General features: G+C 69.7%; 17 protein-coding genes. 14 read left to right on the forward strand and 3 right to left on the reverse strand.

What is annotated here, in order from left to right; genetic code table 11:
- Positions 1–224: 224 nt before the first annotated feature.
- The 5 genes from PRL19_RS02325 (at position 225) to truA (ending at position 4,559) form a co-directional block, all read left to right on the forward strand.
- The gene (locus PRL19_RS02325; protein WP_045983303.1) at positions 225–470 is read left to right on the forward strand and encodes a DUF4170 domain-containing protein; all 246 of its coding nucleotides are present in this window, start codon (positions 225–227) and stop codon (positions 468–470) included.
- The gene (locus PRL19_RS02330) at positions 470–1,663 is read left to right on the forward strand and encodes a 3-deoxy-D-manno-octulosonic acid transferase (RefSeq protein WP_273743745.1); all 1,194 of its coding nucleotides are present in this window, start codon (positions 470–472) and stop codon (positions 1,661–1,663) included. The genes PRL19_RS02325 and PRL19_RS02330 overlap by 1 nt, the downstream gene beginning before the upstream one ends.
- Entirely contained in the window at positions 1,660–2,667 is a 1,008-nt protein-coding gene (gene lpxK, locus PRL19_RS02335) for a tetraacyldisaccharide 4'-kinase (RefSeq protein WP_273743746.1), read from the forward strand. The genes PRL19_RS02330 and lpxK overlap by 4 nt, the downstream gene beginning before the upstream one ends.
- Before the next feature lie 120 nt (positions 2,668–2,787).
- Positions 2,788–3,771 carry a 5-bromo-4-chloroindolyl phosphate hydrolysis family protein gene (locus tag PRL19_RS02340; protein ID WP_273743747.1) on the forward strand — a complete coding sequence of 328 codons (984 nt, stop codon included), beginning with the start codon at positions 2,788–2,790 and terminating at the stop codon, positions 3,769–3,771.
- On the forward strand, positions 3,771–4,559 hold the full coding sequence (gene truA, locus PRL19_RS02345; protein ID WP_273743748.1) for a tRNA pseudouridine(38-40) synthase TruA: 789 nt from the start codon (positions 3,771–3,773) through the stop codon (positions 4,557–4,559). The genes PRL19_RS02340 and truA overlap by 1 nt, the downstream gene beginning before the upstream one ends.
- Here the strand turns inward: truA and PRL19_RS02350 are convergent.
- Positions 4,520–5,314 carry a sugar transferase gene (locus PRL19_RS02350; protein ID WP_084693897.1) on the reverse strand — a complete coding sequence of 265 codons (795 nt, stop codon included), beginning with the start codon at positions 5,312–5,314 and terminating at the stop codon, positions 4,520–4,522. The two genes, truA and PRL19_RS02350, sit on opposite strands and share 40 nt — an antisense overlap.
- 161 nt (positions 5,315–5,475) lie before the next feature.
- Here PRL19_RS02350 and PRL19_RS02355 point away from each other — a divergent pair, with 161 nt between their 5' ends.
- The 9 genes from PRL19_RS02355 to PRL19_RS02395 all read left to right on the forward strand — a co-directional run bounded on the left by PRL19_RS02355 (position 5,476) and on the right by PRL19_RS02395 (position 13,194).
- Positions 5,476–5,934: a universal stress protein gene (locus tag PRL19_RS02355; RefSeq protein ID WP_042250295.1), complete on the forward strand. Its 459-nt coding sequence runs from the start codon at positions 5,476–5,478 to the stop codon at positions 5,932–5,934.
- Between the two features lie 62 nt (positions 5,935–5,996).
- Positions 5,997–6,560 (forward strand): NifU family protein, encoded by a 564-nt coding sequence (locus PRL19_RS02360; RefSeq protein ID WP_046001314.1) that lies wholly within the window; start codon positions 5,997–5,999, stop codon positions 6,558–6,560.
- Positions 6,553–7,143: a tRNA (adenosine(37)-N6)-threonylcarbamoyltransferase complex dimerization subunit type 1 TsaB gene (gene tsaB, locus PRL19_RS02365; RefSeq protein ID WP_273743749.1), complete on the forward strand. Its 591-nt coding sequence runs from the start codon at positions 6,553–6,555 to the stop codon at positions 7,141–7,143. Before PRL19_RS02360 ends, tsaB begins: the two co-directional genes overlap by 8 nt.
- Positions 7,140–7,559 carry a GNAT family N-acetyltransferase gene (locus PRL19_RS02370; protein ID WP_273743750.1) on the forward strand — a complete coding sequence of 140 codons (420 nt, stop codon included), beginning with the start codon at positions 7,140–7,142 and terminating at the stop codon, positions 7,557–7,559. Before tsaB ends, PRL19_RS02370 begins: the two co-directional genes overlap by 4 nt.
- A gap of 81 nt (positions 7,560–7,640) precedes the next feature.
- Positions 7,641–8,630 (forward strand): BMP family lipoprotein, encoded by a 990-nt coding sequence (locus tag PRL19_RS02375; RefSeq protein WP_273743751.1) that lies wholly within the window; start codon positions 7,641–7,643, stop codon positions 8,628–8,630.
- Positions 8,630–10,273, forward strand: a complete 1,644-nt coding sequence (locus tag PRL19_RS02380; protein WP_273743752.1) for an ABC transporter ATP-binding protein — start codon at positions 8,630–8,632, stop codon at positions 10,271–10,273. Before PRL19_RS02375 ends, PRL19_RS02380 begins: the two co-directional genes overlap by 1 nt.
- Entirely contained in the window at positions 10,273–11,379 is a 1,107-nt protein-coding gene (locus PRL19_RS02385) for an ABC transporter permease (RefSeq protein ID WP_046001311.1), read from the forward strand. Before PRL19_RS02380 ends, PRL19_RS02385 begins: the two co-directional genes overlap by 1 nt.
- Positions 11,376–12,404 carry an ABC transporter permease gene (locus PRL19_RS02390; protein WP_420704406.1) on the forward strand — a complete coding sequence of 343 codons (1,029 nt, stop codon included), beginning with the start codon at positions 11,376–11,378 and terminating at the stop codon, positions 12,402–12,404. Before PRL19_RS02385 ends, PRL19_RS02390 begins: the two co-directional genes overlap by 4 nt.
- Positions 12,388–13,194: a purine-nucleoside phosphorylase gene (locus tag PRL19_RS02395; RefSeq protein WP_273743753.1), complete on the forward strand. Its 807-nt coding sequence runs from the start codon at positions 12,388–12,390 to the stop codon at positions 13,192–13,194. The genes PRL19_RS02390 and PRL19_RS02395 overlap by 17 nt, the downstream gene beginning before the upstream one ends.
- Here the strand turns inward: PRL19_RS02395 and yghX are convergent.
- Positions 13,182–14,066: a YghX family hydrolase gene (yghX, locus tag PRL19_RS02400; RefSeq protein WP_273743754.1), complete on the reverse strand. Its 885-nt coding sequence runs from the start codon at positions 14,064–14,066 to the stop codon at positions 13,182–13,184. The genes PRL19_RS02395 and yghX overlap by 13 nt on opposite strands.
- Positions 14,067–14,123: 57 nt before the next feature.
- Positions 14,124–15,233: a tRNA 2-selenouridine(34) synthase MnmH gene (gene mnmH / locus PRL19_RS02405; RefSeq protein ID WP_273743755.1), complete on the reverse strand. Its 1,110-nt coding sequence runs from the start codon at positions 15,231–15,233 to the stop codon at positions 14,124–14,126.
- Between the last annotated feature and the right edge of the window lie 2 nt (positions 15,234–15,235).

A 15,235-nucleotide genomic window follows, 5' to 3' on the forward strand; every position in this document is an offset into this window, starting at 1 on the left:
GCGCGCGACCGGCCCGCCAAGGCGCCGGATCGCGGCCGCGCTGCGGGCACACCCCGTCCCCGCGATGGTTCCGGGCTTCTGCCCTCACCCCCAGCATAGGGGCGCGCGGGGGCGGCTGGCAAAGGCCGAACGCGTCCAGTTTTACGCGTTTGCGCTTCAATCCCGGGCGGTCGCGCGCTAGGGTCGCGGCCGTTCCCATCCCTGCACATCCCCTTGGAGGTCCCATGTCCCAACGTCTGCATCTTGTCTTCGGAGGAGAGCTGGTCGACCCATCCAGCACCAAGTTCCGCGACCCCTCGCAGATCCACATGGTCGGCATCTTCCCCGATTACGACAGCGCCTTCGCCGCCTGGAAATCCGAGGCGCAGCGCACCGTCGACAGCGCCCATACCCGCTATTTCATCGCCCATCTGCACCGCCTGCGCGACGAGGAACGCGCCGTCAGCGCGACCGAGGAACTGGGCGACTGATGGCCACGGCGGGGTCCGGGCTGGGCCAGCTGGGGCTGTGGCTGCATCTGCGCGGCCGCCGCGGCGACGGCCCCGCCCTGCCCGCCATCCCCGCCGGCACCGGCCCCGCGCTGGCCATCCACACCAGCGCCGACGCCCTGCGCGCCGAACCCCAGATCCTGGGCCGCCTGTCGCGCGCGCGGCCCGGCCTGCGCCTGGTGCGCCTGTCGGCCCAGGGACCGGACGATCCGGGCGACGACCCCGCGCTGGTGTCGCAGGTGCTGGACCGGGCAAGGCCGCGTGCCGTCCTGCTCTTGGGCACCGATCTGCCGCCGGCGCTGATCGCGGCCGCCGTCGCGCGCCAGATCCCGGTCATCCTGGCCGAATTCCGGCTGACCGGCAACGATCTGGGCTGGGGCCTGCATGCCCGGATGCGTCGCCAACTGCTGTCGCAGATGCGGGCGGTGATGGTCTGCGACGCGACCAGCCTCGATCTGGCCCGGCGCATGGGCCTGGGCGCGGGCGATCTGGCGATGACCGGCCCCGTATCCGAGATCCGCGAGCCGCTGCGCTGTTCGGAAACCGAACGGGCATCGATGGCCCAGCAGATGAACGGCCGCCACGCGTGGTTCGCGGCCAGCCTGCCCCCGGCCGAGGAACAGGCCATCCTGTCCGCCCATCAGGCCGCCCTGCGCCGGTCGCACCGGGCCTTGCTGATCATCGCGCCCGATGATCCAAGGCGCATCGACGGCCTGGCCCGCGACATCGAGGCCTGCGGCCTGACCGTCGCCCGCCGCAGCGAGGACGAGGATTTCGGAGACGAGATCCAGGTCCTGCTGACCGACGGCCCGACCGAGATGGGCCTGTGGTACCGGCTGGCGCCCGTCAGCTTCATGGGCGGCACCCTGTCGGGCGACGCCGACGCGATGCGCCACCCCTTCGAACCCGCAGCTCTGGGATCGGCCATCGTGCACGGGCCGCAGGCCGGGCCCCATGCGACCGAATGGCAGCAGCTGACCGGCGCCCATGCGGTGCGTCAGGTCCGCGCCGCCGACGACCTTGCCCAAGCGGTCACCGAACTGACCCAGCCGGAAACCATCGCCACGCTGGCCAGCAATGCCTGGATGGTCAGCACCGGCGGCGCCGATGTCGCGATCCGCATCGCCGACCGGGTGATCGCCGCCCTGGACCCTGTCGAAAGCCCCGCCCCATGACGATGACCCGCGCCCCCGGATTCTGGTTCCGCAGTCCTCCCACCGCCACGGCCCGCCTGCTGGCGCCCCTGGGGGCGGCCTATGCCCGCGCCACGGCCCGCCGCCTGGCGCAGGGCGCGCGGGCGCGGGTCGGCGTGCCGGTCATCTGCGTGGGCAACCTGAATGCGGGCGGCACCGGCAAAACGCCCACGGTGATCCACCTGCAGATGGCGCTGGCGGCGCGCGGGGTGGCGGTGCATGTCGTCTCCAGGGGCTATGGCGGGTCGGCCACGGGGCCGCTGCGCGTGGACGAACGGCGCCACGACGCGGCCCTGACCGGGGACGAGCCCCTGCTGATGGCGGCGTTCGGCCCGGCCTGGGTCGCGGGCGACCGCGTGGCGGGGGCGCGGGCCGCGGCGGCCGACGGCGCGCAGGCGATCATCCTGGACGACGGCTTCCAGGACCCGGCCATGGCGCATGACCTGGGCATCGTCGTGGTGGACGCGGCCAAGGGGTTCGGCAACGGGCTGTGCATCCCCGCGGGTCCGCTGCGCGAGCCGGTGGCCGCGGGGCTGGCGCGGGCCGACCTGCTGCTGTCCATCGGGCCGGATGCGGCGCAGGCGGGCTTTGCCCCGCCCCCCGGCGCGCCGGTACATCTGCGCGGTCAGCTGGCACCGTTGCAGATGGGATTCGACTGGCGCGGCCACCGGGTGCTGGCCTTTGCCGGCATCGGCCACCCCGAGAAGTTCTTTGCCACCCTGACGGGCCTGGGCGCCCAGATCGTCCGGGCCGAGGCGCTGGACGACCATCAGCCCTTCACCCCGGCGCTGTTGACCCGGCTGGAGACCGAGGCCCGGCTGGTCGGCGCGCAGCTGGTCACCACCGAAAAGGACGCGGCCCGCCTGCCCCGTCCTTTCCGCCCCAAGGTGATGGCGCTGCCCGTGCGGCTGGCCCTGGCTGACGACGCGCCGCTGACGGCCGCGCTGGACCGGCTGTTTGAAATCGCGCCCGCGATGCCGATATAAGGGCGAACGATGCCCGAAAGGATCACCATGTCGCCCACTGCCAAAAGCCGGCTGAGCTTTTACCTGCTGCTGCTGCTGACGCTGTACGCGGCCCTGGCCGGCGCGGGCTGAGGGGGCATCATGTCGCAACGTTTCGGCGGGCGCTTTTCGCCCGACGCGCAGCCGGGGACGCGCCCGGGCGCATCCCTGCCCCCCACCCCCCGCCACCCGCACGAGGGTCGGCCCAAGTGGATCACCCTGGCGGCGACGCCCTTCCTGCTGGGGGCGTTCTTCCAGGGGGCCACGGGGATGGTCACCGACCTTGCAGCCTTCGGCTTGGTTGCCAGCGGCATGGTCCTGACGCGCGAGGGGCTGGTCGCGCAGGCGACCTATGCCGCGCGTCGCGTGGCCAAGCGCCCGGCCATTCCGCGCAAGCTGTTCGGCGGCATGCTGGCAGGGATCGGTCTGGGCCTGGGGGCCGCCGAACCGGGGGTCTGGGCCGAGGCCGGGCTGATCGGCATGGCCGGTCTGGCCCTGCACCAGCTGTCCTTCGGCCTTGACCCGTGGCGCGACAAGACCGCGGCGGGCGTGGACAGCTTTCAGCAGGATCGCGCACAGCGCATGATCGAAGAGGCCGAGGGCCATCTGGACCAGATGCGCGACGCGATCGCGCGCAGCGGCGACCGCCGGCTGGTAGCGCGCGTCGCGATGTTCGACGCATCCGTGCGGCACCTGTTCGACCGGGTGCGCGACAATCCCGCCGGGCTGGCATCCGCGCGGCGCTATCTGGGCGTCTACCTGATGGGCGCGCGCGACGCGACGATCCGCTTTGCCGATCTCTATGTGCGGACGCAGGACCAGAAGGCGCGGCGCGACTATGAGGTGTTCCTGGACGATCTGGAAAAGGATTTCATCGCCCGCGCCGATCGGCTGATGGACGGCGACCGCGATGCGCTGGATGTCGAGATGTCGGTCCTGCGCGACCGGCTGGCCCGCGAGGGGCTGACCGGCGCCGCGACGCGCGTCGACCCTGCCGAACGCCCCGCCCTGCAAAGCGCCGAGGCGCAGACGCTGGACGATCTGCTGCGCACCCCGTTCCCGGGACAGAAGGTCCCGCGCGACTGATGCCCCGCTTTGCCCTGCAGGTCGAATATGACGGCGCGCCCTTTGCCGGATGGCAGGCGCAGGCCGACCAGCCCAGCGTCCAGGGCGCGATCGAAGCCGCGCTCGCGCGGCTGGACCCCGCTTTCGCCACCCGCCGCATCGCCGCCGCCGGGCGCACCGATGCGGGCGTGCATGCCACCGGACAGGTGGCCCATGCCGACCTGGATCGCGACTGGGACCCCTTCCGCCTGTCCGAGGCACTGAACTGGCACCTGAAGCCCGCGCCCGTCGCCATCCTGCGGGCGGCGCGGGTGCCGGATGATTTCCACGCCCGGTTCTCGGCCGTGGAGCGGCGCTATCTGTTCCGACTGGTGGCGCGGCGGGCGCCGCTGACGCATGGACGGGGACAGGTGTGGCAGGTGCTGAACCCGCTGGACGTGGATGCGATGCGCGCGGGCGCGGCCCATCTGGTCGGGCATCACGACTTTACCACCTTCCGGTCGTCGATCTGTCAGGCGAAAAGCCCGGTGAAGTCGCTGGACGAGATCAGGATCGAGGTCGCGGACATCCCGCAGGGATACGAATACCGCTTTCACCTGCGCGCGCGGTCCTTCCTGCACAACCAGGTCCGGTCCATCGTTGGGACACTGGAACGGGTCGGCGCGGGATCATGGGCGCCGGAACGTGTGGGACAGGCGCTGGCGGCGCGCGAGCGGGCGGCCTGCGGGCCGGTCTGTCCGCCCCACGGCCTGTACCTGACCGGGGTGGGCTACCCCTGCGACCCCTTCGACGGGCCGATCGGCAGGTAGGACTGACCGCGACGGCGACGGCGCGGACGTTCGTCGCGGCGCGAGATCACGATCTTGAGGGTGTTCCACAGGATCCACAGATCCAGCCGCAGGCTGCGATGGCGCTGATAGATCAGGTCGATCTTCAGCTTGGCCGGCAGGCAGCGGCGGTAATAGGCCATCTCGGTCGCCTCGGCCGACTTGCAGCGGGCCAGGATGCGGTCCTCGTGGCGGTGATAGATCAGCGTGGCCAGCCCGGTGACGCCGGGGCGCGAATGCAGCACCTGGGCATAGACGGCGGGAAAGCGTTCGACATATTCGCGCAGCGGCGGGCGGGGTCCGACAAAGCTCATGTCGCCGCGCAGGATGTTGAACAGCTGCGGCAGCTCGTCGATACGCGACCGGCGCAGGAAGCGGCCCATCGGCGTGATGCGCCACGCCTTGTGCGCGCCGGTGGCGCCGAAATCGTCCTCCTCGCACAGCATGGTGCGGAATTTCCACTGCGTGAAGGGCTGGTTCGGGGCACGCATGCGGTGCGCGGCATAAAGGATCGGCCGGCCCTGCAGCAGCAGCAGCAATCCCGCGACGGTCAGCATCACGACCGACAGCGGCACCAGCAGGATCAGTACCAGGATCAGGTCGAACGCGCGCTTGGAGACCGGCATGGGATTGACGCCGGGAGCCCGCGCCTCGCCGATGAACCATGCCATCCGGGGCGCGCTGAGCGGTCCCAGATGCGCGGCATCGGCCTTTTCCCAATCATGGTGGATCGTCACGACACCGTCCGCATTGCACATTTCACGCCAGTCAACCTCATCGCGACTAGCACGACATGCAAGCATTGGAAACGGGTGCGGCGCTTTCCTGCGCACTGACTTGCGCGGGCATGGCACTTCGGCCACTGTCGGGGCGAAAGAGGCGGAGGTCCGGCGACACGATGCGGAAATTTCTGGTCCTTCTGGACGACAGCAGGGAATGCCTGAACGCGATGCGCTTCGCCGCGATGCGCGCGGCCAAGTCCCAGGGGGCAGCGGTCGTGATCCTGTCGGTCATTCCCGCCGAGGAGATCCAGCACGGATTCGGCGTGGCAGACGTGATGCGCGCCGAGGCCCGCGAGCGGATCGAGGCGCATTTCGAGGTCTTTGCCAAATGGATGCGGTCGCGCCCCGGGGTCGAGCCGGAGCTGGTCATCCGCGAGGGCGACACCGCCGAGGAGCTGCTGGCCCAGATCACCGAGGACGGAGAGATCGGCGTGGTCGTGCTGGGCCTGTCCTCGGACAAGAGCAGCACCAACCCGGTCCTGACACGGCTGATGCGCGATCCGACCGCCCTGCCCTGCGCCATTTCGCTGGTGCCCGGCGATCTGTCCAAGGAGCGGCTGGAGGCCATCACCTGAGACCCCCGGCGGCTTGACCCAAGCGCCCCGGATCGCCATATCGGGATCAAAGGAGCGCCCCCATGTTCATCCAGACCGAGACGACGCCGAACCCCGCAACGCTGAAATTCCTGCCCGGAGAGACGGTGCTGGGCAGCGGCACGGCCGATTTCCCGACCCCCGAGACCGGGGCCGCATCGCCCCTGGCGCGGCGGATCTTTGCGGTGGACGGCGTGACCGGCGTGTTTCTGGGCCGTGACTTCGTGACCGTCACCAAGGCCGACCAGGTGCCGTGGGATCACCTGAAGCCGTCCGTGCTGGGCGCGATCATGGAGCATTTCCAGTCGGGCGCCCCGGCGATCGAGGGCGCGGCGGCGGACACGGGCGGCCATGTCGCCCATGAAGCAGGTCCGGACGCCGAGATCGTTGTGCAGATCAAGGAGCTGCTGGACACGCGCGTCCGCCCTGCGGTTGCGCAGGACGGCGGCGACATCACCTTCCACGGCTTTGATCGCGGCATCGTCTATCTGCACATGCAGGGGGCCTGCGCGGGCTGCCCGTCCTCGACCCTGACACTGAAGATGGGGATCGAGAACCTGCTGCGCCACTACATCCCCGAGGTGGTCGAGGTCCGACCCGTTGCCTGACCGGATCATCCTGGGTTTCGACACATCGGCCGCGCATTGCGCGGCCGCTTTGCTGCGCGGCGACGCGGTTCTGGCGGTGGTCCATGAGGACATGTCCAAGGGACAGGCGGAGCGCCTGATGCCGATGCTGGAGGAGATGCTGGCCGGCGCGGGCCTGGGCTGGCGTGATCTGGGCGCGATCGGCGTGGGCACGGGGCCGGGCAACTTCACCGGCATCCGGGTGGCAGTGGCGGCGGCCCGCGGACTGGCCCTGTCCCTGGGCATCCCCGCCATCGGGGTCGAGGCGCCCGAGGCGCTGGCTTGGGGCCTGCCGCGGCCCTGCCGGGTGGTGATCGCGGGCCGGGGCGACATGGTCATCTGGCAGGACTTTGCCGAGGGCGCGGAGGGCCGGCCGCAGCAGGCTGCGGCCGGCGCGCTACCGCCCGGCCCCGCGCAGGCTGCGCCTGCGACAGGAATTGCCGAGGGCGTGGCGCGCCTGGCCGCGGCCCGCGCGCATCTGCCGCAGCCCCGCCCCGCGCCAGTCTATCTGCGCCCGGCGCATGCAGCGCCCGCCCGCGATGCACCCCCGGTGATCCTGGCGTGACGCCCGACGATCTGGCCGCGCTGCATGCGCGATGCTTCGACAGCCCGCGCCCCTGGTCGGCCGACGAGTTCGCCAGCCTTCTGGCGGGTCGTGGGACGTTCCTGCTGGAGGCGCCGCACGGTTTCCTGATGGGGCGCGCCATCGCCGGCGAGGCCGAGTTGCTGACCGTGGCCGTGGACCCGCAGGCGCGGCGGGCGGGCACGGGCCGCGCGCTGGTTGCCGCATTCGCGGGCAGAGCGGCGGCGATGGAGGCCGAGGAGGCCTTTCTGGAGGTCGCGCATGACAACCTTGCGGCACGGCGGCTGTATCAGGTCACGGGATGGCTGGAAGCGGGCGTCCGGCGGCGATATTACGGGCCTGCGACGGACGCGATCGTGATGCGTCTGACGCTGCGTGCGACCCAAGAAGGCGGTTGACCGGACCCCGTGCGATGCGCCCTAATCGGGCGATCAGCGGGCCCGTTGAATCGCCCGCGAAAAACAGGATGAGGTTCCTTTATGTCCCTGATGAAATCGCTGCTGGCGGGCTCGGCCCTGGCCGTGCTGTCGACCGGTGCGGCGCTGGCCGATCCGGCGCTGATCTATGACCTGGGCGGCAAGTTCGACAAGTCGTTCAACGAGGCGGCGTTCGGCGGCGCGCAGCGTTGGGTCGAGGAGACCGGTGGCACCTATCGCGAGCTGGAGATGCAGTCCGAGGCACAGCGCGAGCAGGCCCTGCGCCGCCTGGCCGAAAGCGGATCGAACCCCATCGTCATGACCGGCTTTGCCTTTGGCGACGTGCTGACCAAGGTCGCGGGCGATTATCCGGACACGAAATTCGCCATCATCGACATGGTGGTCGAGGCGCCGAACGTGCAATCGGTCGTCTTCACCGAGGAGCAGGGCAGCTATCTGGCCGGCGTCATGGCCGGGATGGCGTCCGAATCCGGCACCGTCGGCTTCATCGGCGGCATGGACATCCCGCTGATCCGCAAGTTCGAATGCGGCTTTGCCCAGGGGTTCAAGTCAGTCCAGCCCGAAGGCTCGCTGGTCAGCAACTATACCGGCACGACGCCCGCCGCCTGGAACGACCCCGTCAAGGGTGGTGAGCTGGCGCGCGCGCAGAAATCGCAGGGCGCCGACGTGATCTATGCGGCCGCCGGCGGCACCGGCATCGGCGTGCTGCAGGCCGCCGCCGACGAGGGCATCCTGGCCATCGGCGTGGACAGCAACCAGAACGCGCTGCATCCGGGCCAGATCCTGACCTCGATGGTCAAGCGCGTGGACAATGCGGTCTTCGACGCCTTCACCGCAGGCACCGACCTGGAGCCGGGCGTCAAGATCATGGACCTTGGCGCGGGCGGCGTGGACGTCGCGGTCGACGACAACAACGCCGAACTGGTCACCGCCGAGATGCAGGCCGCAGTGGACGAGGCCAAGGCCGCCATCGCCTCGGGCGAGGTCACGGTGCATGACTTCATGACCGACAACGCCTGCCCGGCGTCGTAATGACCACTGCGGGCGACATGCTGGGGGGGCGGTCGGACACGGCCGCCCCCGCTGCCATCGAGCTGCGCGGCATCTCGAAGGCGTTCGGGGCCGTGCAGGCGAACCGCGACATCAGCCTGGCCGTGCCCAAGGGCACGATCCACGGCATCATCGGAGAGAACGGCGCCGGGAAATCGACGCTGATGTCGATCCTGTACGGGTTCTACAAACCCGATGCGGGCCAGATCCTGGTGGGCGGAAAGCCGATCAGCATCAGCGACAGCCAGACCGCGATCCGTGCGGGCATCGGCATGGTGTTCCAGCACTTCAAGCTGGTGCAGAACTTCACCGTGCTGGAGAACATCATCCTGGGCGTCGAGGATGGCGCCCTGCTGCGCCCGTCGCTGTCCAAGGCGCGCGGCGTCCTGAAGCGCCTGGCCGCCGAATACCAGCTGAACGTGGACCCCGACGAGGTGGTGGAAAACCTTTCCGTCGGGCACCAGCAGCGGGTCGAGATCCTCAAGGCGCTGTATCGCCAGGCTGACATCCTGATCCTGGACGAACCCACCGGCGTGCTGACGCCCGCCGAGGCCGACCACCTGTTCCGCATCCTCAAGGGGCTGCGCGACGAGGGCAAGACGATCATCCTGATCACGCACAAGCTGCGCGAGATCATGGAGATCACCGACAACGTGTCCGTGATGCGCCGCGGCGAGATGGTCGCCTCGGTCCGGACCGCCCAGACCAGCCCCGAGCAACTGGCCGAGCTGATGGTCGGCCGCAAGGTGCTGCTGAACGTGGACAAGCAGCCGGCGCGGCCGCAGGCCCCGGTCCTTGAGGTGCGCGGCCTGACCATGGTGGATGCCGAGGGGGTGGAGCGCCTGCGCGGCATCGACCTGGACATCCGCGCCGGAGAGATCCTGGGCATCGCGGGCGTCAGCGGCAACGGCCAGACCCAGCTGCTGGAGATCCTGGGCGGATACCCGGAAAAGGGCGCCAAGGTCACGGGCGAGGTACGCATGAACGGCGCCGCCCTCCCTCTGGCCGGATCGGGCTGCGATGCCGGTCAGCGACGCCGCGACGGCGTGGGCCACATCCCCGAGGACCGTCAGGTCGAAGGCCTGATCATGGATTTCGCCGCGTGGGAGAACGTGGCCTTCGGCTGGCACGACGCGCCCGAGTTCAACAAGGGCTGGCTGATGGACAACGACGCCATCCGCCGCGACGCCCAGGCCAAGATGGAGCGGTTCGACGTGCGCCCGCGCGACTGCCATCTGGCGGCGCGCAACTTCTCGGGCGGGAACCAGCAGAAGATCGTCGTCGCCCGCGAGATCGAGCGCAATCCCGACCTGCTGCTGATCGGCCAGCCCACGCGTGGCGTCGACATCGGTGCGATCGAGTTCATCCACAAGCAGATCGTGGCGCTGCGTGACGCGGGCAAGGCGATCCTGCTGGTCAGCGTGGAGCTGGACGAGATCCTGGCCCTGTCCGACCGCGTGGCCGTGATGTTCGACGGACGCATCATGGGCGAACGCCTGCCCGCACAGACCACCACCGGGGAACTGGGCCTGCTGATGGCGGGCATCACCGACACCAGGAACGTCCCCGACGATGCGGGCATCCCGCCGGGAACCGCCAATGACCTGCCGGAGGGACGCGCCTGATGGACAAGATGCCGAAATGGGCGGACGTCATCCTGACGCCGCTGATCTCTCTGGTGCTGGCGATGGGCATTTCCGCGCTGGTGATCCTGGCCATCGGGGAAAGCCCCTGGATGGCGCTGACCACGATGGTCGAAGGGGCGCTCGGCTCCAGCTATGGCTGGGGCTTCACGCTGTATTACGCGACGAACTTCATCTTCACGGGGCTGGCGGTGATGGTCGCCTATCACGCCGCCCTGTTCAACATCGGCGGCGAGGGGCAGGCGGCGATGGGCGGCCTGGGGGTCGCGCTGGTGCTGCTGTTCCTGCCGCTGCCCCATTGGGCGATCGCCCTGCCGGTGGCGATGCTGGGCGCCGCGGCCTTCGGGGCGGCCTGGGCCTTCATCCCCGCGATCCTGCAGGCGAAGCGCGGCAGCCACATCGTGATCACCACGATCATGTTCAACTTCATCGCCGCGGCCACGCTGAACTATGTGCTGGTGAACCAGCTGCGCCCGACGGGCAGCATGGACCCGGCCTCCGCCCGCTTCCCCGAGGCCACCAACCTGCCCGCCCTGACCGACATCGCGGCGGGCATGGGGTTTGAATGGGGCCGCAACACCCCGGTCAACGTGACCTTCCTGGTGGCGCTGGCGGCCTGCTTCCTGATCTGGGTGCTGATCTGGCGGACGCGTCTGGGCTATCAGATCCGCGCCTTCGGCAAGTCCGAACCGGGTGCGGTCTATGCGGGCATCAACCCGGTGCGCATCACCGTCATCGCCATGCTGATCTCGGGCGCGCTGGCGGGCATGATGGCCATCAACAACGTGATGGGCGAATCCGAACGCCTGGTCCTGAACGCGGTCGAGGGAGCGGGCTTCATCGGCATCGCGGTCGCGCTGATGGGCCGCAACCACCCCTTGGGCATCCTGCTGGCGGCCCTGCTGTTCGGCTTCCTCTATCAGGGCGGCGGAGAGCTGGCGCTGTGGACCACCATCCCGCGCGAGCTGATCATCGTGATCCAGGCCCTGGTGATCCTGTTCACGGGCGCGCTGGACAACATGGTCCGTATGCCATTGGAACGGTTGTTCCTGACCATGAAACGGACCAGCCGGGGGGCGGTGAAATGAACATCCGCGACTCGCTGATCGCAATCATCGTCCTGGCCATCTGCCTGGTCTGGGCCCTGGCCGACGGCGCCGCCGCCCAGCAGGGCATCGGCAGCGCGCTGCGCCTGATGACGCCGCTGCTGCTGGCCTGCCTGGCGGGGCTTTATTCCGAACGCGCCGGGGTCTTCGACATCGGGCTGGAGGGCAAGATGCTGATGGCGGCCTTCACCGCCGCATCGGTCGCCTACATCACCGGCAGCGCATGGCTGGGCCTGGCCGCGGGCATCGCCGGGTCGTTGGCCCTGTCGCTGGTCCATGGGCTGGCCTCGATTACCTTCATGGGCAACCAGCTGATCTCGGGCGTGGCGATCAACTTCCTGGCCTCGGGGCTGACGGTGCTGGTCGGACAGAACGCCTTCGGGCTGGGTGGGCGCACGCCGGCCCTGACCGGTGCGGGGCGGTTCAACCCGATCACACTGCCCGGCGCCGAGGCGCTGCGCGACGTCCCGGTGCTGGGCCCGATCTATTCCGGGCTGATCTCGGGGCAGACGATCCTGGTCTATGTGGCCTTCGCGCTGGTGCCGATCACCTGGTGGGTGCTGTACCGCACCCGGTTCGGCCTGCGCCTGCGCGCGGTGGGGGAAAACCCCGCCTCGGTCGATACGGCGGGCGTGTCTGTCACCCGTCTGCGCTATACCGCGGTGGCCATCGCAGGGGTGCTGTGCGGCATCGCGGGCGCCTATCTGGCGACCGGCCTGTCGGCGGGCTTCGTCAAGGAGATGACCGCCGGGCGCGGCTTCATCGCGCTGGCCGCGCTGATCTTTGCCAAGTGGCGGCCGTGGCAGGCGCTGTTCGCGACCTTCCTGTTCGGCCTGCTGGAGGCGATCGCCAACCTCTATCCGAACCTGGACCTGGGGATCATCACGGTGCCGTCCATGTTCATGAACGCGCTGCCCTATATCCTGACGGTGGTGATCCTGGCCGGCTTCGTCGGCCGTGCCATCCCGCCCCGCGCCGGAGGAGAGCCCTATGTCAAGGAGCGCTGAGCTTGCCGCCCTGATCCGCGACCGCGCGGGTCCCGAGGCGCTCGAATACGGCCTGATCCTGGGGTCCGGGCTGGGCCACCTGTCGGCATGCGTCGATGGCGTGGCGATCCCCTATGACGACCTGCCGGGCTTTCCCCATGCGGGCGTGTCGGGCCATGTTCCCCAGTTGGTCATCGGCCAGCTGGAGGGGGTGCGGGTCGCGGTGTTCGGGGGGCGGTCGCATTACTACGAATCCGGACGGGCCGACGCGATGCGTCTGCCGCTGGAGGTGCTGACGGCACTGGGGTGCCAAAAGCTGATCCTGACCAACGCCGCCGGGTCGCTGCGCCCCGACATCCCGACCGGCGGGCTGATGCTGCTGAACGACCACATCGCATTCGCCGGCACCAACCCGCTGATCGGAGAAGCGACCGACGCGCGCTTCGTGCCGATGACCGACGCCCATGACGTGGCGATCCGCGAAGCCCTGATGGAGGCTGCGGCGGCCGAGGGGGTCGAGCTGCCGCAAGGCGTCTATTGCTGGTTTTCCGGCCCCAGCTTCGAAACCCCGGCCGAGATTCGCGCCGCCCGCACGCTTGGCGCGGATGCGGTGGGCATGTCGACGGTGCCCGAGATCATCCTAGCGCGGTTCCTGGGCCTCAGGGCGGCGGCCATCTCGGTCGTCACCAATATGGGGGCGGGGCTGTCCGACGAATCGATCAGCCACGACCACACCAAGGCGCTGGCCCCCCTGGGCGCGGCCAAGCTGGAAACCGTGCTACGCCGTTTCCTGAAGGATCAGGCCAGGTAGCGGGCGAACCAGTCCAGCGTCCGCTGCCACGCCAGTTCCGCGGCCTCGGGGTCGTATCGCGGCGTGGAATCGTTGTGAAAGCCGTGATTGGTGCCCGGATAGACATGCGCCTCATAGGTCTTGCCGGCCTCCTTCAGCGCGGCCTCGTAGGCGGGCCAGGTGGCGTTGACGTTCTCGTCGATCTCGGCGAACTGGAACAGCAGCGGCACCTCGATCTTGGGAACGTCCGCCACGGGGGCCTGCCGGCCATAGAACGGCACCGACGCGCCCAGTTCCGGATAGGCCACCGCCAGCGCGTTGCACACGCCCCCGCCATAGCAGAAGCCCACCGCGCCGACCTTGCCCGTCGACTGCTCATGCGCCACTAGATGTTCGGCCCCCGCAAAGAAATCGTTCATCAGCAGGGTCGGATCGACCTCGGCCTGCAGGGCGCGCCCCTCCTCGTCATTGCCGGGATAGCCGCCCTTGGAGGTCAGCCCGTCCGGCGCCAGCGCCAGATAGCCCGCCTTGGCCAGGCGCCGCGCGACATCCTCAATGTAGGGGTTCAGGCCGCGGTTCTCGTGGATCACCAGCACCGCGGGCCAGGGCCCCTCGCCCGCCGGGGCCACATGATAGGCACGAACCTCGCCATGCCCCTCGGGCGACGGATAGGTCACGTATTCGGGCAGGATGTCGGGGTCGGTAAAGCTGACCTGCTGTGCCAGCGCATAGTTCGGCCGCAGCATGTTCAACAGCGCCAGCGCCGTGACGCCGCCGACCGCGAACTTGCCAGCCCGGTCCAGGAACTGCCGCTTGGTGATGCGGCCGTGGGCATAGAAGTCGTACAGCTCCAGCAGTTCCTGCGGGAAATCCTTGGCACTCATCCGGGTCATCGCGCTCTCCTGACATGGGGTCGCGGTCAGACTAGGCCAGCCCGCCCCCCTGCCCGATCACAAATCGGCGACCGCCCTGCGCGCGGGGCCCGCATCCGCCGTCCGCGACGAACCGCCCGCGGTCATCCGGGCCAGCCCCGCCTCGACCAAGCCAGTGGCGGCGTCCAGGTCGGACAGGTCGTCCAGTGCGACGATCTGTCCGCGCCCGTCGTCATGACGCGACCGGTGCTTGTCATAGCGGGGGTCGTAATGATCCCGCAGCAACCCCTCGGACAGCTGCTGCCACCGGCCCAGCGCCAGCGCCTGCCGCCAGCCCTCGACACGCTCGGCGGGGTGCAGGGGGGCCATCAGGTCCAATATCGCGGCAACGCGCGCGGGATCGTCGACCATGTCGCGATAGGTCGAGGCGGTAAACGCCGCGCGCGCGGCGACCGGCACCTGCATCTGCAGGCGGGGCGCGGCGCAGATCGCCTGCCACATCGCCTTGGGGACGGTGATCTGGCCGATGCGGCTGCTCTCGGCCTCGACCAGCAGGGGGCGGGCGGGATCCAGACGCTCCAGCGCGACGGCCAGGCGTCCTTCGAACATCTTCTGGCTGGGCTGGCCCTCGGGGTGGCCGCCGAACAGGCTGCCGCGATGGTTGGCCAGCCCCTCCAGGTCGATCACCTGATGGCCGCGCTGCGCCAGCCGCTGCAGGATCGCGGTCTTGGCGCTGCCCGTGTTGCCGTCCAGCACGATCACCGGGGCCGCGATCGGACCGTTCTGCACCCGGTCCACGACCAGCGACCGCCACGCCTTGTAGCCGCCCTGGACCCGCGCCACGCGCCAGCCGATCTGGCTCAGGATCGTGCCGAAGCTGCCCGAGCGCTGCCCACCGCGCCAGCAATAGACCAGCGGCTGCCACGCGCCGCCCCGATCGGCCAGCGGCCCCTGCAGGTGCCGCGCCGCATTGGCCGCGACCAGCGCCGCGCCCAGCTTGCGGGCGTCAAAGGGTGACACCTGCTTGTAGATCGTGCCCACGCGGGCGCGCTCCGCATCCGACAGGACCGGCAGGTTGATCGCTCCGGGCAGGTGATCCTCGGCGTATTCCGCCGGGGCGCGGACATCGATGATGTCGTCGAACCCGGCCAGAACCGGGTCCGCCGCGCTGGCAAGCGTCAGATCCAAGA

It is taken from the genome of Paracoccus marcusii (assembly GCF_028621715.1).
GTDB classification, from domain to species: domain Bacteria; phylum Pseudomonadota; class Alphaproteobacteria; order Rhodobacterales; family Rhodobacteraceae; genus Paracoccus; species Paracoccus marcusii.